This window comes from Pseudomonas sp. NFACC08-1 (assembly GCF_900106735.1).
Classification (GTDB): Bacteria; Pseudomonadota; Gammaproteobacteria; order Pseudomonadales; family Pseudomonadaceae; genus Aquipseudomonas; species Aquipseudomonas fluorescens_Q.
The window spans coordinates 375,912-394,419 of the sequence record NZ_FNNL01000004.1; the positions used below are offsets into that span (position 1 = coordinate 375,912).

The window sequence follows — 18,508 nt, forward strand, 5'->3', positions numbered from 1 at the left end:
AGTAAATGCATAACAATTCGTTCAGTTGCGCGCGCAAAATACGTGCGCCGGACGGCCTACGCTGTGCACTTCGTGCGCAAAACGCTCCGGCCGGCGGTTATCAAAGACGTTAGGGGATGTCATGAGAAAGCTGCTGGTGTTTTCGCAATCGTGCTTTGTGGGTGCTCAGGCTCGTACTCGGACTGGACCGCCTTCGTATACCCCGATATAGAAAACATTCCTGGCCCTGAACAAGCCCAGAATTACACCATAGGAAATTACAGCTCTTTTGAGGAATGTCAGGTCGCAGCCATTAATCGCTTGCGAAGCAATGATTCACAAAACGGGAAAAGTGGTGATTACATGTATGGTTATAAATGCAGCCACAGAGAAAATCTTGGAGGGTTGCTGGTATGCGAAGAAAAGCGCAATTGATCCGCCCCCTAACAACTCGTTCAAGGCCGACGCGCTCCGCGCGCGGCCTTAACTCCAAGTTAGGCACTAAAGATGACTAAAGATCTCCCGGAAGAAGTCAAAGAACGCTTCAAGCGTTTTGATGCTCACCTGCCATCGTTAGGCGATCCAACACTAATAGTGCTTAAGGGGCATCTTTTGGCGGAGGAAATTCTAGAGAATCTAATTAGAGCCAAATGCCGTCTTCCTGAAGCTCTTGATGGCATTGAAATAGGATTCTTCTTGAAAACAAAACTTGCGCGCGCCCTAATCGGGAACTCTCATCCAAACGGTCTAATTCTTCCCGAGAGCGTGTGGGGAATGCTTGATGCTTTAAACTCCTTGAGAAATGAGCTTGCTCATGCGCTTGAACCTAAAAAATTAGAAGCGAAAATTCAAAGGTTTCTTTCCTTCGCACCTAAATCCAACAAAGGAAATAAATCAAAGCAAGAGTCCAATGCTGCTCTTTACTCAGCGATTGCAAGCACTCTCTCATACCTAGCATGCTTCGAAACAATAGCATTGACTGGTGAAATCCCACCGAGACTACCTGAAAATGCTTAACAAACGGTTCAAAGTTTGTTCGCTTCGCTCACTCGGGACCGGTTAAAGCCGCCCCCCTTAACCTGACGTTATGAATGTCTGCAAAGGGTCGATTACAGTCCTCCGCAACAGACAGCTATCGGCCGATTGTGTTGAAAAAGTCGGTTTTTCCAGGCTGCCCGTGTACTGAGTGCTGAAAACGCCTTTCTTGCGCGCTGCTACGTGAAATATGAGCCCGAAGCCCTCTGCTCAAAATAAAGATTTCAATCTCAGGCGCGTACTTTTCTGCCGTGGAAACGGTGGTCCACTTTTTCAACAGAATCGGCCAGAAGCCGTCGTTCAGAGTAGGGACATGACCCGCCTTCTTACTAGCGGCAAAACACTTCATAAGGTGTACTGCGCGCACCATGCGACAGACCCCCACATGCTGTGGTGCGCACAGCCCCCCTTACACGATAGCGTTTCCTCTTGAGTTTGATGCCGGCCTTCGATTAGATACCAAGCGTAAACGTTGTGACGTGAATAGCACCATCAAACACAAGGAAATAGCACTAAATGGCAAGGATAGAACCCGTTTTCGGCAGCATCAGCAGCGAAATCGAAAACCCATACCAACCGGGCGACGCCCAACTGATTGACGACGAGGTTGTCACGTTTTCAAAACCCCAGATTTTTGATTTTTCCGGGCGTATTTCTCTGGCGCGCTTCTGGCTGATTCGTGTGCCCTTGGTGCTGGTTCTTCCGTGCATTTTGCTGTCGTTCTTTATGGTGGGGTTGCGCCATCAACTGGTGGTTTTGCTGATAGTCGGTGTCACCGTTGTCGTTCCTGCCATCCTGCTCGACGTGTCTCTATTGGTACGCAGGGCACGTGATCTAGGCTGGAGTCCGATATGGGGAATTCTCTGGGTGTTCCCTGTTATCGGCTTTGTGATAACGCTTCCGCTCATCATGCTTCCGGGGCGTAAAGCGATTAATAAATACGGCCCGCCCAATCCACCTCTCTCGACGTTGGTAAAGCTACTTACCGCGCTGTTGGTGGTTCTGGTGCTTGTAACTTCAACCGTGCTAGCTGCGTATTTTCCCCAATACCACCCACAGGCACTCTACGAGTGGTTCGTTAATGCATTGGTTCAGGCATAACGTTAGCGTACGCGAAGTCCATGCTTCGCCTCATTGCGCGGCGCCAAGTGCTCAGGTGCCTTTGTAGAGAGCGCTGCGCGCACCACGCGATAGCCCTGCGTACGCCGCGGTGATGTCCAAGTAAAAAAGGGGACTGATTTATTTGCTTGAAAATAGTTTCGTTCCCTTATCGGGCCCCCTTTTGTTATTTGTATTGCCAGCACCGGGCAGGTTTGGAGGTCTTCCGATGCGCCAAGCTTGACCGCAGCTGATTTTCTCGCAGAGGATTTTGCTATAGGTTTTGATGCGGCGACCGGTGTTTTTCCAGCTTTTGGAGCCGCAGCTTTGGAAGTCACCGCTAATGTTGTAATGGAAAAAAACGGGACAAAAAAATGGGACAGGCTTATTTTTTCTGATAATAAATCTGCCCCCTTTCCCTAGACCGGCTGGAGCCAGCCAGAAACCGCCACTGCAATCGCAGCGTCCGAGCATATCTTCGTGCGGACAGCAGCGTTCCGAAAAAAGGGGCAGTCTGTTGTTTTCCAACAAGCCTGCTATCAACACGGCACAGGCTCGGCTCAGCCCCGTCAAGCTCGACGAGCACAGGTATTACACGTTCAGTTGAATGGATACCTCTTTAGCCACCTCGATGAAAACTCGCATCGCTGCGCTCTGAAAGGCATCCTTGCGCCGCATAAGGACGGCGGTGCGTTGCAAGCGCTCGGGCTCCAGTGCGATAGCCACCAGATCATCATGGGCCAACGCTATTTTGGCAGGCAACAAAGTCGATAGATTTGTCCTGCGAACAATTTCGATCACGGCGCCGAGGGCATTAGCCTCCATCTGCACCTGAGGGTGAATCGCGTGTTTGCGGAAGTAGCGGTCGATTTGTTCGCGGGTTGCAAACTCTGGACTGAGCAGAATCAGGGATTCAGCATTCAGGTCCTGCAATCCAATGGACCGCTCCTCGGCCAAGCGGTGTTTGCGACTCACCACCAAAGCGAGGGTTTCGTTCAGCAAAGGGACGGCATCAATGTTCGGTGTATTTATTTCATCGAACGCGATCCCCGCGTCCAAATCTCCTGCCAAAAGCTGCTCCTCAATGCGCTCTTGGGAAATCTCCTTCAGGTTGAGAGTGATTTTAGGATGCCGGGAGTGAAATGCTTCGATCACCGGCCCCACCAGATAGGTCGTGAACGTCGGCGTCACGGCCAGGCGTAATGAGCCGCGGGTGAGGTCGCTCACATCATGGATGGCGCTTTTGGCTTCCCGCAATTGCTGATAAGCACGGCGCGCATACAGAAGATAGACATCTCCCGCGTCAGTCAAACGGGTTGTGCGTCCTGAGCGGTCGAACAACTGGGCTCCAAGGCTTTCTTCCAACTGCCTCACCTGCTGCGAAAGGGCTGGCTGAGAGACGTGCAGCGCCGCTGCGGCCTTCGTAAAACTGAGATGTTCCGCAACCGCGAGGAAATATTGGACGTGCCGAGCAAGCATGGTTTTTGCCATAAGGTAATCTGATCCATCTCATAATAAATGAGACTTTTACCTTATGTAACGCGTTGCTTAGTCTTTGTTTCACACCCGCGACATTGAGACAGCAACCATGAAAGCGATCATCGATGGTTTTCTGAAATTCCAAAGAAACGCCTTCCCTAAGCGAGCCAAATTGTTCAAGGACCTGGCCAATCAGCAGAGCCCGAGAGCGCTGTTCATCTCCTGTTCTGATAGCCGCTTGGTGCCGGAACTAGTCACCCAGCGCGAGCCAGGCGATCTGTTTGTCATTCGAAATGCCGGCAACATCGTGCCGTCGTATGGGCCAGAGCCGGGCGGCGTTTCTGCCTCGGTTGAATACGCAGTCGCCGCACTTCAGGTCGCAGACATCGTGGTATGCGGCCACTCCGACTGCGGTGCGATGACCGCCGTGGCAACTTGCAAGTGCCTGGATCACATGCCTGCCGTCGCCGGATGGCTCCGTTACGCCGACTCGGCCAAGGTCGTTAACGAAGCCCGCAAACACCCGGATCTGCCGAGCAAAGTAGCGTCCATGGTGCGCGAAAACGTCATCGCACAGTTGGCCAACGTCCAGACACACCCATCCGTTCGCCTGGCTCTCGAAGAAGGCCGCCTGACCCTGCATGGTTGGGTCTATGACATCGAGAGCGGGCATATCGACGCCTTCGATGGCGATACCGGGATCTTCGTGTCCCTCGCCGAGAACCCCGAAGTTCACGCCGTTTCCCAACACGCCAGGCACGTTGCCTGAAGCCTGTACCTGCACCGTTGCTAACCCAGGAGATACGCCATGATCCAGACTCAAGCCACCCGCACCGCTCGCCAGGAGCTGACTGAAACCATCATTCTGGCTAAGGCTCGCAAAGACCTGTCCTTCGCCGAAATCGTTGACGGCACCGGCTTGTCCGAAGCCTTCGTCACTGCTGCCTTGCTCGGCCAGCATCCGCTGCCTGCCAGCGCCGCCAATGTCGTGGGCAGGAAACTCGACCTCGATGCTGATCAGATCGCCTTGCTGCAATCGATGCCAATTCGCGGCAGCTTTTTTGACGGCGTACCGTCCGACCCGACCATCTACCGTTTCTACGAGATGATCTCGGTATACGGCACCACCCTCAAAGCTCTGGTTCACGAAAAGTTCGGCGACGGCATCATCAGTGCCATCAACTTCAAGCTGGACATCAAGAAAATCGAAGATCCGGAGGGCGGCCATCGCGCCGTGATCACCCTGGACGGCAAGTACCTGCCTACCAAGCCTTTCTGATGTAAGGCAGCCCGGCGTCTGGCGGCGACCGGGCTACACCCAAACCTTTATTACGACTGAGCACAAATTGAGTGCTTTGGCCTTCTCACGCCCTCATTACAGGTGATTGCTATGAGACTGTTACTCGTTTTATTCCTGGGCTGCCTTGGCTCTGTCGCCATGGCCGATGAACAGGATACTCAGGCAGCGCAAGTTAGGGTCGAGCCCTATCGTTATTCTCAGAACCTGGATATCGCGCACATTGTGGCGATGACTCCAATACCCAATGTCTGCGACGTAGTGCCGGTGCGGATGACTTACGACGACTCCAAGGGCGATCGGCACATCATGGAGTACCAGGTTATAGGTACTGGGTGTACCAATTGACTCCTCTGCCGTTGACTCACCTGGCGCTTGATCACTCGGCGCCGGGGGAGGGCGGCAAACATCCGCCGACCCCTGTGCTTTTTGAGGGCAATACCCTTCGCTACTTGCGCCTCGCGCCACGCTTGCTGCTTCTACTCGTACGGTATTCTGGAGAAAGGAACAGATTTGTTTTTCTGATAAAAAATCTGTTTCCTTTTTTGCAGGTGAATTCAAAATCGTGGCCTGTCCCCAGCCTCACCAGCTTCACGAGGGCGGCTGTCGCGAGCCGAGCCACCGGGGCGTCTCGGCCCTTCCGGCTTCATCCTTCATACCTACGGGCTTCGGCCTGCGCGCACCGCTTGCGAGGGAACGCACCACTCCTTGTTAATCTGTAACCTGCTGGCAAGGGTTAAAAACCTCGGTTACGTCGAGTGTTGTATGCCACGGAATGGCAGTGCCTGACACCATTCCGCCTACGGTTTGCTGTCGACCCGACTTGCGCACATATCCGCCATCCGCTCCAGTGAAGACTTGCTGCCCTGGCTTCGTCAGGTAATCAAAGAAACTGACTTTCACAGGCACATTCATTTGTCCACCAGGCGTAATGACGGCGAGCATGATCGCTCGGTCTTTGGTGAATACAACGAACGGTTCGACTCCAGTGCGACCACCAACTGTCTTCACGCACTGCACTTGTTCTGGGAGGATGCGTGCGGTTTCAGTGTAGGTGTGGTTGTTGTAGAGACTGAGGATCAGGCCTTTGCTGGTCAACACTCCCAGGCCTTGAGTGGCTTTGCAGCTGCCTTCGCTTCCATATGGGAACAAGCACCAGTTCGTTTCCGACACGGCTTGAATATCCGATGGTGCAATTTTCAGATCGCGCTGGATTTGGGCTTTTGATTCCGGCGTGTCATAAGGGATCATCACGCATCCCCCGACTGTCACTGCTGCGATGAGGCCTATGGCCGCAGCTACGTTTTGGATTGATGATCTGAAGGTGTTCATTGTTCGCTCTCTTTGCTGTATTGCCACCACTGGAAGGCTGTGGTGATTTTGGTAGCGAACCTTACGGCATGGGCGGCAAGCAGTCATCCTCATGCTGATAGCTGGATCGGTAGATGACTTAACTGGACGCTTACCCTACAGCCGCTTCTCCATAACGATGGTGCGCTCCGCCCCATGAAACTCCTCTCGGATTTTCTGATAACCCAACGCTGTATAAAACCTTTCAGCTGTAATCGACGAGGGCACACGTACAGCTCCAACTCCTGCGCTGGCAGCAGTTGTATGAATGACATCCATCAAATGCCGCCCGATACCGCCTTTCTGGTGAGCCGGGTCAACGAAAACACTTCTGACCACATCACCGTCGAGACCGGCAGTGCCAATAATGTTTTCGCCCAATAAGGCTACGAAGACCCTACGCTTCGTAAGCTGTGTGGTGATGGCTTCAGGAGAAAAGCTCTGCTCAACCTGAGCGATCACATCAGGCGGATAGTCCTGTGAATTTGACTCACGCAGGGCGGCAATAACTACGCGGCTTATCGCTGCTGCATCTCTGCTCGTGGCGGGACGAACGTGACATTCCATGCTGGGACCTCAATCCTAAAGGATTACAGCTTAGCGCATCGCAATGTGCCTTCCCCGGACGCTGACACTCATGTTTGCACTTCCACTGGTCAAGGGGGAAGTCAACATCGCAGATGTTCATGCTTATTGAAGGACTCAGGGTGCTATATCCGAAGCTTCATGCAGCGATTCGCGACAACGCAGATTTGTTCTTAAAAGGGGAGCCCCGTGAAGCTGTGCGAGGTTTCGCAGATGGATTCAAAATCGTGGTCTGTCCCCAGCTTCCCACCCAGCTTCCTCAGCTGATTTTCTCGCAGCAGGTTTCGCGTCTGTTTTAGCCGCCGGTACGGCTGGTTTTTTCGCAGCGGATTTTGCTGTAGGTTTTGATGCAGCGACCGGTGGTTTTCCAGCTTTTGGAGCCGCAGCTTTGGAAGCCACCGCTAATGTTTTAATCGGTTGTACCGTGAGTTCCACACCCATCGCGGTCATCAATTTCCTGATGGTTTCAAACCGCGTTTTTGCTCCAGATTTCAGCACCTTATAAAGGCTTTCACGATTAACTCCGGCATCTTTGGCGACTTTATTGACACCTTTAGCTTTTGCGACCTCGGCCAACGCATGAATAAGACTCTCTGTGTCATCGGCTTTCATACTTTCAGCCAGATAAGCCGCTATAGCTTCTGGGGTATCGAGAAAACGCGAAGCCTCGTAACGAGTCGTACCGGTAGTGCCGAGGCTAAGGACCGGCATATCCTCAGGATTGAATTTGTCGCTCATGTCATTGACCTCTCAGGGCATCAAGAATCACTTTGGCTCTCTTAATGCCTCGTTTTTGATCTGTTTTATCGCTTCCGCTGAGCATCAAGTACTCTGCGGTCCCCGAGCGTACAAAGTAGATTCTGTACCCCGGTCCGATAAAAACACGCATTTCGCTCACCCCATCGCCAACCGGTTCGCAATCACCAAAATTGCCATTTCGGGCGCGATCCAGGCGGGCCAAGATGGCCGCTTTTCCTTGAGCATCCTTCACACTGTCAAGCCAATCCTCAAAATCGGGCGTCTGGTGGATCTCGTACATTTTCTTATCGATCATAGTCTCATTTGTAGCCATATGGCTACTCCTGATAGATGGGAGGATTGACTGCAGATCATGGTTCTTTTCATCGAACATAGAGCCGATGGTGTCGCTCTGGCTGGCAGTAGGCGCTATTTGTATGCTGCAGTTGCGTGAAAACGGGCGCTCTCAGGCGCCCGTCGTTCCATTAGTTTTCGACCTGCGCCTGAAGTCGCCTACCAATCACCTCCAGCAAATCACACCCATCCCGCAGCGGAATCACCAAAAGCTGCGCGAAATCCGAAAGCACCACCGTATCGCTGGCAATCTCGGAGCGAAACGCGATGTTTTCCAATACCTGGGTCACGGTACGGATACGGTAATCGGCAGTTGCGTGCAGGACGTCAAGGGGGGCTTGGGTGTCGATAAGCAGGGCGGCTGGGGTGCAGTCGATGCCGGTGATGGGGATGTATCTCTGCATGGGATTGCTCCATTTGGTTAGAGGGCTTATCCGATACGCAGGTCGCCAAACCTGATCACCATGGTTGGCGACGGAAAGAACTATAGATTTGCGCCCCCAAGACGAACAAGGTGAGAGATTCCGACGCCTTCGTAGGAATCATGAGAATTCTCCAAGGAAACGAATCGACGTGATCCATTTCCGTAGGACCAATTGCTCACACCGCAGAAAACCCACCCGATTCCTGAGTCTCCCGGGCATCAGGTATTCTCCGCCCCCTGAAACCCCACCCTGGCCCGAGGCGTTCAATCGTCATCCCAACCCCTCGAACAGTCTGCAAAGCAACGCAACAGGAGTCATGCATGTTGATAGGACATCGGTTCGAGCGCACGGCGCAGGGTGACCTGCACATCCATTCGCGCAACGTGGTGCAGAGCTTGGTCGTGTTGGTGATAGGGGCGTTGGCCTTTATCTTGCCAATGGCGTTCGCCGTGTTCGTGATGGTTGACGGGGCCTCGTTGATGGCTGAGGTGGATCCACTGTCCGCTCTATTGATGGTGCTGCTGTGGCTGCTGATTCCTGCCCTTGGCCTGCTGCTGGTGGTGTACACCGGCGTCCACGAGACGTTGGTGTTGTCGCGGGCCGACGGCGAAGGCAAGCACCTGACCCGAAACTTTTTCGGGCGCCGCGAGCGTGTGCAATCGGCCTTCCAGATCGAGGCTGCCAAATTCCTCGAACTACGCCGCCTCCCGCAGGCTGGGCGAGCTCGCACCCAGCTGTGGCTGATACTGCGCGATGGCACCGCGCACCGCCTGACCACCGACAACGTTCCGGTGGTGCCGGGCACTCAACGCACGGACTTGTGGCTGCGGGAGCTGGCCGACTACCTGGGCGTGGCGCTGCCCACCGAGGTGGTCGAAGGGGCGGCGCCGGTTGTGAAGGTGCCCTATAGGCCAACTCCGGCCCCTACCAGCGGCAAGGCGGTAAGGGCAGCCCGTCAGCGCCGGGAAAACGGCGACGCTCCTTCGCCTGAGCCGACCGAGAAACTGGGCATGCCCGCACGAGCCTTGCTCATGCTATTGGGCGCCTTCTTTGCGGTGTTGGAACTGACCAACATCATGACCTTGGTGCCGGCCATTTTTACCGGACGGCTGCGCGTCAGTGGTTTTCGAACGGGCTCGACGACGTTCTATTGGGCCGAACAGCCGCTGAGCTTTTCCTTCAACTTGCTGGTGGGTGTCGCCGAGGGCGTGATCGTCGGCTTTATTGCCTGGGGTTGCCTGCGCGTGGCGATCCAGGGGCGCATGAGCTCCAAGACCTGAAAGCGGTCGATTCGGTCGTCGTTGGGTCGGAAGGTTGAGAGGGCGCGGCGCAACTGAATGCGATTTTTAAACAGCTACAGAGGAGATGAGCATGGAACGCCAGAACGACAGCAGCGCCTACATCACCACCACCCAGGCGCTGGAAAGCCTCTACGGCCCCGTCGCGACACCCTCGATCCTCAAGGAAGTCGACCATATCCATCCGGTTTACCAGCCCTTCATCGAGGCGGCATCCTTTGTGATCCTCGCTTCCTCAGGCCCCGGAGGGCTGGATGCGTCTCCGAGGGGCGACGCGCCGGGGTTCGTTCATGTCCATGACAGCAAGACGCTGTATCTGCCCGACCGCCCGGGCCACCCAGTTCCGCTAACGCCGGGGCGGGTAATTGGGTCAATGAGTTCACATGAGCCTTGGCGCCGAGCATGAGGTAGCCGGGTAGGGCGGACGCCAGGTGATGGTTGACTGTCCAATGGTTCGTTTCATGGAGGATAAACGGTGGTGCTAGTTCCAAAGCTGACTCCCTGTCGTAGTGCGGTTAGGACCGATCCTTCAACTATGTAACATTTTTTCAGCCGTGCGCTGACAGGCGAGGCTGATGAGGACCCGTGGCGAGGGAGCTTGCTCCCGCTGGGCTGCGCAGCAGCCCTAAAAACTACCCCGCGGTGCATCAGGCAGAACGCGTTCAGCTTGGTTGGGGTCGCTTCGCAACCCAGCGGGAGCAAGCTCCCTCGCCACGGGGTTTTGTGTTGTCCGGGCACCGAGGTGAAAGCTTTAGGGCCGCTTCGCGGCCCAGCGGGGATAAATCCCCTCGCCACAGGGATGCATAAGAATGCACAAGGATGGTCAGCGGGATGCCGTTCAATGCAGTTCAATGGCTTTTGTGGCGAGGTTGTAACTAACCTTCGAACTCCGCCTGCAACATCGCTAGAAACGCTTCCCTGGCAGGATGCCGGCCAGCGTTTTCATGCCAGTAGAACAGGTTGTCGATGCCCGTCAATCCAGGGAACTCATACCCTGTCCAGCCAGCGCCCTGGCGGTATTGCTCATAGATCCCACGCGGCACCAGCGAGATGCCGGCACCGGCACTGACGCAGCCGACGATGGCGCCATAGCTGGCGATGCTGATGATCGGTTGTACTTGGTCATGGCGTAGCAACCACTGCTCCAGGGCAAAGCGATACGGGCAGCCTGGGGGCCACATGAAGATCGCCTTGCCTTGCAGGTCTGCGGCATTGCGCAAGGGGCCGTGGGATTCGGAGGCGATGAGCATCAGGTCTTCGCGGTACATTACGGCGCGCTTGAGCCCCGGCCGTTCCACGTCGACCGCCACGATCACACCGTCGAGCCGGTGGTGCTGGGTATCGTCCAGTAACTGCGCCCAAGTCCCCGTGCTCAGTTCCAGCGACACCTGAGGATACTGCGCGTGATATTTGGCCAATAACTGCGGTAGGCGCCCCGTGGCGCTGGATTCGATGGCGCCAATGCGCAACGGTCCGCTTGGCGTGTGGCTGGGGTTTACCGCGCGGCGGGCTTCTTCCGTCAGGCCGAGGATTTTTGTCGCATAACCCAGGAACACCTCGCCCGCCGGGCTGACCTGCAAGCCGCGGCCTTCGCGGAAAAACAACGGTGTACCCAACTCCCGCTCCAGGGATTTGAGTCGTGCCGTGATGTTGGACGGTACGCAGTGCAGGACTTCGGCGGCGCGGGCGATGCTGCCGGTGTCGCAGACGGTCTTGAACATGCGCAGTTGGGACAGTTCCATAACTCACCCAAAGTGAATGGTTGGCTGAGTTTAAGTCACTTGTATTGAGAGTGGGTGGTTTTGATACTTCAGGGTAAATCGACAAGACGCCCAGTGCGCAGGAACTCTGAATGGAAACCCGTTGTGTGCCGTTTGAGGGCTTGAAGAACCCCAGACCCCGCGTAAAAGTGATCCTGGCGACCACGTTCGTGATTCTTTGTTGGGCCTATTCGCCCATTGGTATTCGCATCGGCTTGCAGGCCTACGAACCGGGTCAACTGGCGTTGATGCGGTTTCTCATCGCTTCGGTGTTCATGGTCGTCGTCGCGATGGCGAAGGGTATTGCCTGGCCGCGTCTCGGGGATTTACCGTTGCTGGCGGTATTGGGTTTCTTTGCCGTGAGTCTGCACCACATCGCCCTCAACTACGGCCAACGGGGCGTCAGTGCCGCGGCGGCGAGTGTGTTGGCCCAGTCCACGCCGTTGTTCAGCACATTGCTTGCGCATTTTGTCTTCAAGGAAAGAGTCGGCGCTTGGCAATGGGGCTGTGTCCTGTGCGGCTTGCTTGGCGCAGCCGTGGTCGTCACGGGGGATCGAGGCTTGGGTGACATGGACGCCCATGGACTGTTGATCCTGCTGGCGGCGCTGTCCTGGAGTGTGTATTTCGCTTTGCAGAAGCACCATGCCCATCGCTACGACGGCTTGACCCTGGTTTGCTACACCGTCTGGTCGGGCACACTCCTGTTGTTCATTTTCGCACCGGGGATGTTGAGCGCGGCGCGACAGGCTTCGGCTTCGGTGAACCTGGCGGTGTTGGTTCTCGGTATTTTCCCCAGCGCGCTGGCGTACCTCGCCTGGGCTTACGTGCTGGCTCACAGCGACGTGAGCCGAGCCTCCATGGCGCTTTACCTGATACCGCCCAGCGCGATGTTGATGGCTTGTCTAGTCCTGGCCGAACGCCCAGCGGCGATGGTGATTGTTGGGGCGGTTATCGTGTTGGCGAGTGTGCTTGCGTTGAATTTTGAGCCGGCGAAGGTGGCAAAAGCCGCCGCTGACTGAGGATTACCTGACCGGATGGTGATGTGCCAGGCCGGCTGACGCGGATCGATCGTTCCCATGCTCCCGCGTGGGAATGCCACCAGGGACGCTCTGCGTTCCGCCCTTGGCATGTGACGCAGAGCGTCACGGGATGCATTCCCACGCGGAGCGTGGGAACGATCAACGCAGCGCCACCTTATTTTTTAACCTGATAATCCTGGCCCCACACGCGCACGGTGTTGATTTTCTCGTTCAACCCTTCAAACACAAACTTCTGCCGCACGGCCGTCTTCGGCGGAATGGTGACTTCATCCGGGTTTTCAAACCCTGCCAGCCTGTTGGCGTAACCGGCCTGGTCGATGGCGAGCAAGGCGCCCGTTTGGCCGAGGTTGATCAGGCGCAGTTGCGTGTCGGTGCTGTTCTTGAAGCCGAGGGTGACGCTGAAGGTGTCGTCGACGGGCTCCAGCTTCAGGACTTCGATGGAGACACGGTCTTTCAGTTGCTCGTTGGAGGAAATGATCGCCGCGCCGTCGGCGCCCTGGGCCGATTCGCGGCCATCGAGCACGCCTTCGCTGACGCCACCCAGCAAGTTCTTGCCAGCGGTAATGAAGCTTGAGACGGCTGCCTTGGTCGAGTCCTTGATGAGGCTGCCGTCGGTTGGCTCGCCTTCGGCGAAGCACAGCGAGCTGAGCAAAAGGCTGGAGACGAAGAGGGTGGAGCGTGACGGCAGAAGGTTCATACCTGAGTCCTTGAGGGGGGGCAGCGACATCGCCTGGCAACAGGGCGAACGGCAATGATAGCCGTGATCATGGGCCGCTAGCGATCGGCTTCCTTGAGTTTTTCCGACATCTTCACCAGCGTTGCCAACGAGTCCGCATTCATCTTGCGCATCAACGACCCGCGCCGCACTTTCACGGTCACCTCGCTCAAGCCCAGTCGGGCGGCCACCTGCTTGTTCAACAGCCCTGACACGACCAGTTCCATCACCTCGCGCTCGCCGTCAGTCGGAGAGAGAACTTCGCGGTATGGCTTTAACTTTTTTCGCCTATTGAAAGTTGTGCGACGAGGGAAGGCGTTCGTCTGATCCGTATTTTTCTGCGCCAGGTGCCTCTGTAATGACCCCGGGCCCAGCTCCAGAATAATCACGCGGCTGGCCTATCGGGCTACCCGTGTACTGCAATTTTTTGGTCCAGGAGTGCTCATGGCGAAGATGGCGATTTTTCTAGGTGGGTTTTTGGCACTGACTCTTTTGATCGGCGTGCTGGCGACGATTTCGCCCGTGTAGGCACAGGCTGCTGGAGCGCCTGTGGCGACAAGCCCACTGCGGTCGATCATTCCCACGCTCTGCGTGGGCAATGCATCCCGTGATGCTCTGCGTCACTTTCCAGAAAGCGGAGCGTGGGGAGCGATCATTCACCTGATCAAGCTCCACTGTAGGGACGGTCGTTGTTACCGATGCAAGATCACCTGCGCAATCTCCTGCAACCCCATCACCCGTTGCGCCGCATTGAGTTTGATCGCTTCCTTGGGCATGCCGAAGACCACGCAACTGGCTTCGTCCTGGGCCACGGTGGTGCTGCCGGCGTCGAGCATTTCCTTCAGGCCGCGGGCGCCATCGTCGCCCATGCCGGTCATGATGATGCCGGTGGCGTTGCGGCCGGCGAATTTGGCCACGGAGCGGAACAGCACATCCACCGAAGGGCGGTGGCGGTTGACCAGTGGGCCATCCACCACCTGCACGTGATAGAACGCGCCGCTGCGGGTCACCATCATGTGTTTGCCGCCTGGTGCGATGAGTGCCAGGCCCGGGTGGATGCGGTCGTTGTTGCGGGCCTCGCGCACTTCGATCTGGCACAGGCTGTTCAGCCGGGCGGCGAACGAGGCGGTGAATTTTTCCGGCATGTGCTGGACGATGACGATGCCCGGGCACACTCGCGGCAGGGCGGTGAGCACCGCTTCCAGGGCCTGGGTACCACCGGTGGAGGTGCCCAGGGCGACGATGCGTTCGGTGGTCTGTGCCATGGCGTGGCCGTTGGCGGCGGGCAGCATGGCGTCGGCGGTGAGTTTGGTCGCGGGCGTCAGCGCGATCGGGGCGGGACGCTTGCCCAGGTTGCGCACGTTGACCTGGGCGGCGGCACGGATCGCCGACACCAGTTCCGGCGCCGACTCCAACAGAAAGTTCTTCAGGCCGGTGGTGGGCTTGGTGATGATTTCCACCGCGCCAGCGGCCATCGCCTGCAAGGTGGTTTCCGCGCCCCGGGGCGTCAGGGACGAGCAGATCACCACCGGAGTGGGGCGCTCGCTCATGATTTTTTTCAGGAACGTGATGCCGTCCATGCGCGGCATTTCCACGTCCAGCACGATCACGTCGGGCCATTCCTTGGCCAGTTTGTCCATGGCGAAAATCGGGTCGGACGCCGCGCCCATGACGTGGATGTCCGGTGTGTCGCTGAGGATCGCCAGCAACACCTGGCGAACCACCGCAGAGTCATCCACCAGCAGTACATTGATCTTTTTTGACATAGTCAGTGCCGGGTCCTTATAGGTTGGTGCCTGACCCATACATCGCCGCTGCAAAGGTCGAAGATGATGCTTCGGTGGCCGGTGCTACCCATGTCCTGGGCGATCAGGTCCAGGCGGTAGAGGGCAGCGATTTCCAGCGCCGCATTGACGTTCAACCGCGCCACATCGCCGTAGGGCACATGGCGTTGCAGTTCGGGGAACATCTCGCCGCCGCCGAACAGCTTGAGTTGATAGTCCTCGGGTTCGGTGTGATGGGCCCTGGCCTGGCGGATGAACAGCTCAATGGCTTCATCGGCGTACAGGCCGTTCAAGGCCTTGGAGCAACGCACCCGACTGGGCAGCATGAAGTGGCACATGCCGCCGATCTTGCGTTCGGGGTGCCACAGCGTGATCGCCACGCAAGAGCCGAGAATCGTGCGCAGGCGGGTCGGGCAAGTGGCAAAGCGAAACTCCCCCGGCGCCAGGTACACCTCGGCCACTGCCCTCATTGCGGTGTTCATGGCTTGCGATAAATCGAAGGGGCCACCAGTTTCAACGCATCGGACACACCGTTGAGACTCTCCGAGTGGCTGACGATGAAATACCCGCCGGGCTTGAGTCGGGGGATCAAGCGGGCGACCACTTTGCTTTTGGTGGGTTGGTCGAAATAGATCATGACGTTGCGCAGGAAGATCACATCGAACTCCCCCAGCTCCGGCAAGGTGTCGTTGAGGTTGACCTGGATGAAGTTGACCCGGTTGCGCAACGCCCGGTCGATGAGGAACGTGCCTTGCTGGCTACCGGTGCCCTTGAGGCAATATTTCACCAGCAGCGGCTGAGGCAGGGTGCGGGCGCGTTCCATCGGGTAATGCCCGGAGCGCGCCTTGGCCAGTACCTGGCTGCTGATGTCCGAACCGATCACTTCCCAAGGCGTGGTGCCCAGCCCTTCGGCCAGGGTCATGGCCAGGCTGTAGGGCTCTTCCCCGGAAGAGCTGGCCGCGCTCCACAGGCGGAAGGTCTTGCCCGGCGTTGCGTGGGGCAGTACGTGTTGGCGCAGGAAATCGAAATGTTTGGGCTCGCGGAAAAAGTAGGTCTCGTTGGTCGTCAGCAGGTCCAGCGCCACTTGTAACTCATCGGTGCGCTGGCCGTTCATGATCAGCTTGAAATACTCGCCATAACTGTCCAGCCCATAGTGCTTGAGGCGCTTGAACAAACGCCCGGCCACCAAGGCTTTCTTGGCCTCGGACAGGCTGATGCCGGCGGCCTGGTACAGCCAGGACTGGAACTGGCCGAACTCTCGGTCACTGAGCGCCAGCGCGTTCGCCGTGCGTTCCTTGCAGGTATCGGCGTTCACGGGGCATCCACTTCCAGCACGTTCGGGCTGGCTTCGGCGAGTTGGGACATTTCGTCGATGGACAACACGCGGTCCACCTCCAGTACGATGACAAACTTGCCATCGACCTTGGCCATGCCACTGATGAAATCGGCCCGGATCTTCGCGCCGAAGCTCGGTGGCGGCTCGATCTGCGAGGCCGGGATTTCCAGCACCGCCGACACCGTGTCCACCAGCAGGCCAATGTCCTGGGCCTGGCCGTCGGCGCTGGACGCCTCGATGATCACCACGCACGAGCGCCGGCTGATCGCCGAATTCGGCCGGCCGAAACGGGCCGACAAGTCCACCACCGGCACGACGGCACCGCGCAGGTTGATCACCCCGCGCACGAACGTCGGCATCATCGGCACCACGGTCAGGTTGCCGTATTCGATGATTTCCTTGATGCACAGGATGCCGATGGCAAACATCTCCGTGCCGAGCATGAACGTCAGGTATTGCGCTTCTTCCTCGACCGCGATGGCGGTTTGACGTGTGGTCGCGATGGCGCCCATTGCTTTTTCTCCTTTAAGCAAGCCTGTGGAACCGGGCCATCAGAACCGGGTGAATTCCGATTCGTCCGGGGCACTGGCCATGTTGTAGGCAAACGCCTTGGGCATGATCGGTGCCGGTGTCCGCGTCGGTTTGCGGCCGGAGGAACCTGGGGTGTTGTCGACCCTGGCAACTTGCACGGCAGACTTGGGCGGCGTGTCCAGGGTGAAGAAGCTCATGGCCTGTTGCAGCTGTTCGGCCTGGCTGCTCATTTCCTCGGCGGTGGCGGCCAGTTCTTCGCTGCTGGAGGCGTTTTGCTGGGTCACCTGGTTGAGCTGGGTCATGGCGGTGTTGATCTGCGCCACACCGGCGGCCTGTTCTTCGGAGGCGGCGCTGATTTCCTGCACCAGGTCCGAGGTCTTGTTGATCGAGGGGACCATCTCGTTGAGCAGGTTCCCGGCCTTCTCGGCCATATCGACGCTGCTGGAGGACAGCTCGCCGATTTCCTGGGCGGCCACCTGGCTGCGTTCGGCCAGCTTGCGCACTTCGGCGGCGACCACCGCAAAGCCTTTGCCGTGTTCACCGGCGCGGGCGGCTTCGATGGCAGCGTTGAGCGCCAGCAGGTTGGTCTGGTAGGCGATGTCGTCGATGATGCTGATCCGCTGGGCGATTTTCTTCATCGCCACCACGGTCTGCTGCACCGACTCGCCGCCGTCGGTGGCTTCCTTGGCGGCCTTGCTGGCCATGCCGTCGGTGACCTTGGCGTTCTCGGTGTTCTGGTTGATGCTGGCGCTCATCTGCTCGATGGAGGCGCTGGTTTCCTCGACGCTGGCTGCCTGTTCACTGGTGGCCTGGCTCATCGATTGCGCGGTGGCGCTGACTTCTTCGGAAGCACTGGCCAGGTTGTCCGCAGCGTTACGCACTTCGCCAATGATGTGCGAGAGCTTGCCGATCATATTCTGCATGGCGTTGAGCACCATGCCGGTTTCGTCTTTGGAGCCGCCGTCGATTTTTGCGTTCAGGTTGCCTTCGGCCAATTGCTCGGCGACGGTCGCGGCCTGTTTCAAGGGGCGCGAGATGATGCGCGAGATGAACAGCGCCAGGCCCAGGCCCACCAGCAGGGCGGCAATCAGCACGACGATGATCGACAGGCGCGATTTTTCAAACAGCGCTGCGCCATGCTCGCTGGCGGCGCCAGCGCCCGCGTCATTGAGTTCCACCAGTTTTTGCAGGTCGTTGACCACCAGATCGAATTGACGCTTGGATTGGCCCTTGAGCAGTGCATGGGCTTGCTCGGTCAGGTTTTGCCGAGACAGTGCAAGCAGGTCTTTGCTGACTGCGAGGTAAGCGACCCAGTCATTGCGGGTGGTTTCGAACAGCTGGCGATCTTCCGCGCTGGAGAGCAGTTTTTCATAGGTCGCCATGCGGGTTTCAAACCCCTTCCTGGCGTCTTCCGCTTCTTGTTCGACAGTGAGGCGTTCCTGTTCGGAATCGGCGGTAATGTGGCGGTTTTCCTTGAGGCGATAGTTTGCCGCGTAGAAACGCATGCCCGAGGCCGCACGCATGGACGGCATCCAGTTTTCCCTAATATCGACGGTGGTGCTGTTCACCTCGCCCAGTTGGATGATCGCGAACACTCCCATGACGGCGGTCAGGGCCAGCACCACAAGAAATGAAGTGATCAGTTTGGTGGCGATTCTAAGATCGTAGAACCATTTCATTGGGAAGTACCTCTCCATGGAATTG

Annotated in this window: 21 protein-coding genes and 3 pseudogenes; 9 read left to right on the top strand and 15 right to left on the bottom strand. The window is 57.3% G+C overall.

The features are described from left to right. The first annotated feature begins 486 nt into the window (after positions 1–486). The 3 genes from BLU76_RS30675 to BLU76_RS31500 all read left to right on the top strand — a co-directional run bounded on the left by BLU76_RS30675 (position 487) and on the right by BLU76_RS31500 (position 2,535). On the top strand, positions 487–996 hold the full coding sequence (locus tag BLU76_RS30675) for a hypothetical protein (RefSeq protein ID WP_139199611.1): 510 nt from the start codon (positions 487–489) through the stop codon (positions 994–996). A 534-nt stretch (positions 997–1,530) separates the two neighbouring features. After that, on the top strand, positions 1,531–2,115 hold the full coding sequence (locus BLU76_RS11465) for a DUF805 domain-containing protein (RefSeq protein WP_092144635.1): 585 nt from the start codon (positions 1,531–1,533) through the stop codon (positions 2,113–2,115). A 237-nt stretch (positions 2,116–2,352) separates the two neighbouring features. Beyond that, complete coding sequence (locus tag BLU76_RS31500; RefSeq protein WP_158265806.1) at positions 2,353–2,535, top strand: hypothetical protein; 183 nt, start codon at positions 2,353–2,355, stop codon at positions 2,533–2,535. A 168-nt stretch (positions 2,536–2,703) separates the two neighbouring features. On the opposite strand, the gene cynR is transcribed toward BLU76_RS31500, so the two are convergent. Then, entirely contained in the window at positions 2,704–3,591 is an 888-nt protein-coding gene (cynR, locus tag BLU76_RS11470) for a transcriptional regulator CynR (RefSeq protein ID WP_092144730.1), read from the bottom strand. Between the two features lie 109 nt (positions 3,592–3,700). Between cynR and BLU76_RS11475 the strand changes: the two genes are divergently transcribed. The 3 genes from BLU76_RS11475 to BLU76_RS11485 all read left to right on the top strand — a co-directional run bounded on the left by BLU76_RS11475 (position 3,701) and on the right by BLU76_RS11485 (position 5,236). Next, on the top strand, positions 3,701–4,360 hold the full coding sequence (locus BLU76_RS11475; RefSeq protein ID WP_092144637.1) for a carbonic anhydrase: 660 nt from the start codon (positions 3,701–3,703) through the stop codon (positions 4,358–4,360). A gap of 39 nt (positions 4,361–4,399) precedes the next feature. Next, entirely contained in the window at positions 4,400–4,870 is a 471-nt protein-coding gene (cynS, locus tag BLU76_RS11480) for a cyanase (RefSeq protein WP_092144639.1), read from the top strand. A 111-nt stretch (positions 4,871–4,981) separates the two neighbouring features. Beyond that, the gene (locus tag BLU76_RS11485; protein ID WP_092144641.1) at positions 4,982–5,236 is read left to right on the top strand and encodes a DUF2790 domain-containing protein; all 255 of its coding nucleotides are present in this window, start codon (positions 4,982–4,984) and stop codon (positions 5,234–5,236) included. A gap of 363 nt (positions 5,237–5,599) precedes the next feature. Here the strand turns inward: BLU76_RS11485 and BLU76_RS11490 are convergent, their stop codons facing one another. The 5 genes from BLU76_RS11490 to BLU76_RS11510 form a co-directional block, all read right to left on the bottom strand. After that, on the bottom strand, positions 5,600–6,220 hold the full coding sequence (locus tag BLU76_RS11490; protein WP_092144643.1) for a hypothetical protein: 621 nt from the start codon (positions 6,218–6,220) through the stop codon (positions 5,600–5,602). Positions 6,221–6,355: 135 nt separating this feature from the next. After that, positions 6,356–6,805 (bottom strand): GNAT family N-acetyltransferase, encoded by a 450-nt coding sequence (locus BLU76_RS11495; RefSeq protein ID WP_092144645.1) that lies wholly within the window; start codon positions 6,803–6,805, stop codon positions 6,356–6,358. A gap of 237 nt (positions 6,806–7,042) precedes the next feature. Then, on the bottom strand, positions 7,043–7,561 hold the full coding sequence (locus tag BLU76_RS32070; protein ID WP_092144647.1) for an addiction module antidote protein: 519 nt from the start codon (positions 7,559–7,561) through the stop codon (positions 7,043–7,045). A 1-nt stretch (position 7,562) separates the two neighbouring features. Then, positions 7,563–7,877, bottom strand: a complete 315-nt coding sequence (locus BLU76_RS11505) for a type II toxin-antitoxin system RelE/ParE family toxin (protein ID WP_092144732.1) — start codon at positions 7,875–7,877, stop codon at positions 7,563–7,565. Between the two features lie 169 nt (positions 7,878–8,046). Further along, positions 8,047–8,319 carry a hypothetical protein gene (locus tag BLU76_RS11510; protein ID WP_063320592.1) on the bottom strand — a complete coding sequence of 91 codons (273 nt, stop codon included), beginning with the start codon at positions 8,317–8,319 and terminating at the stop codon, positions 8,047–8,049. 341 nt (positions 8,320–8,660) lie between these two features. Between BLU76_RS11510 and BLU76_RS11515 the strand changes: the two genes are divergently transcribed. After that, entirely contained in the window at positions 8,661–9,620 is a 960-nt protein-coding gene (locus BLU76_RS11515; protein ID WP_092144649.1) for a hypothetical protein, read from the top strand. A gap of 91 nt (positions 9,621–9,711) precedes the next feature. Beyond that, positions 9,712–9,975 (top strand): annotated as a pseudogene (locus tag BLU76_RS11520) (pyridoxamine 5'-phosphate oxidase family protein); the annotation flags it as partial. Here BLU76_RS11520 and BLU76_RS31865 read toward each other — a convergent pair. Together BLU76_RS31865 and BLU76_RS11530 are read right to left on the bottom strand one after the other, a co-directional pair. After that, positions 9,971–10,129, bottom strand: a pseudogene (locus tag BLU76_RS31865) (HIT family protein); the annotation flags it as partial. The pseudogenes BLU76_RS11520 and BLU76_RS31865 overlap by 5 nt on opposite strands. 384 nt (positions 10,130–10,513) lie before the next feature. Beyond that, positions 10,514–11,380 (bottom strand): LysR family transcriptional regulator, encoded by an 867-nt coding sequence (locus BLU76_RS11530; protein ID WP_092144651.1) that lies wholly within the window; start codon positions 11,378–11,380, stop codon positions 10,514–10,516. Positions 11,381–11,490: 110 nt separating this feature from the next. Between BLU76_RS11530 and BLU76_RS11535 the strand changes: the two genes are divergently transcribed. Continuing rightward, positions 11,491–12,417, top strand: coding sequence for a DMT family transporter (locus BLU76_RS11535; RefSeq protein ID WP_092144653.1), 927 nt, complete (start codon positions 11,491–11,493; stop codon positions 12,415–12,417). Positions 12,418–12,592: 175 nt separating this feature from the next. Here BLU76_RS11535 and BLU76_RS11540 read toward each other — a convergent pair whose 3' ends face one another. From BLU76_RS11540 to BLU76_RS11570, 7 genes and pseudogenes are all read right to left on the bottom strand, one after another. Beyond that, a complete protein-coding gene (locus BLU76_RS11540; protein WP_072406658.1) occupies positions 12,593–13,135 on the bottom strand; it encodes a hypothetical protein in 543 nt (180 codons plus the stop codon). Positions 13,136–13,212: 77 nt separating this feature from the next. Beyond that, positions 13,213–13,395 (bottom strand): annotated as a pseudogene (locus BLU76_RS11545) (LuxR C-terminal-related transcriptional regulator); the annotation flags it as partial. A 450-nt stretch (positions 13,396–13,845) separates the two neighbouring features. Next, entirely contained in the window at positions 13,846–14,919 is a 1,074-nt protein-coding gene (locus BLU76_RS11550; RefSeq protein ID WP_003203057.1) for a protein-glutamate methylesterase/protein-glutamine glutaminase, read from the bottom strand. Between the two features lie 2 nt (positions 14,920–14,921). Beyond that, entirely contained in the window at positions 14,922–15,419 is a 498-nt protein-coding gene (gene cheD, locus BLU76_RS11555; protein ID WP_063320598.1) for a chemoreceptor glutamine deamidase CheD, read from the bottom strand. Then, positions 15,416–16,252, bottom strand: coding sequence for a CheR family methyltransferase (locus BLU76_RS11560; protein ID WP_063320599.1), 837 nt, complete (start codon positions 16,250–16,252; stop codon positions 15,416–15,418). Before BLU76_RS11560 ends, cheD begins: the two co-directional genes overlap by 4 nt. Then, on the bottom strand, positions 16,249–16,785 hold the full coding sequence (locus BLU76_RS11565; RefSeq protein ID WP_092144655.1) for a chemotaxis protein CheW: 537 nt from the start codon (positions 16,783–16,785) through the stop codon (positions 16,249–16,251). Before BLU76_RS11565 ends, BLU76_RS11560 begins: the two co-directional genes overlap by 4 nt. A gap of 39 nt (positions 16,786–16,824) precedes the next feature. After that, the gene (locus BLU76_RS11570; RefSeq protein WP_092144657.1) at positions 16,825–18,483 is read right to left on the bottom strand and encodes a methyl-accepting chemotaxis protein; all 1,659 of its coding nucleotides are present in this window, start codon (positions 18,481–18,483) and stop codon (positions 16,825–16,827) included. Positions 18,484–18,508: the final 25 nt, after the last annotated feature.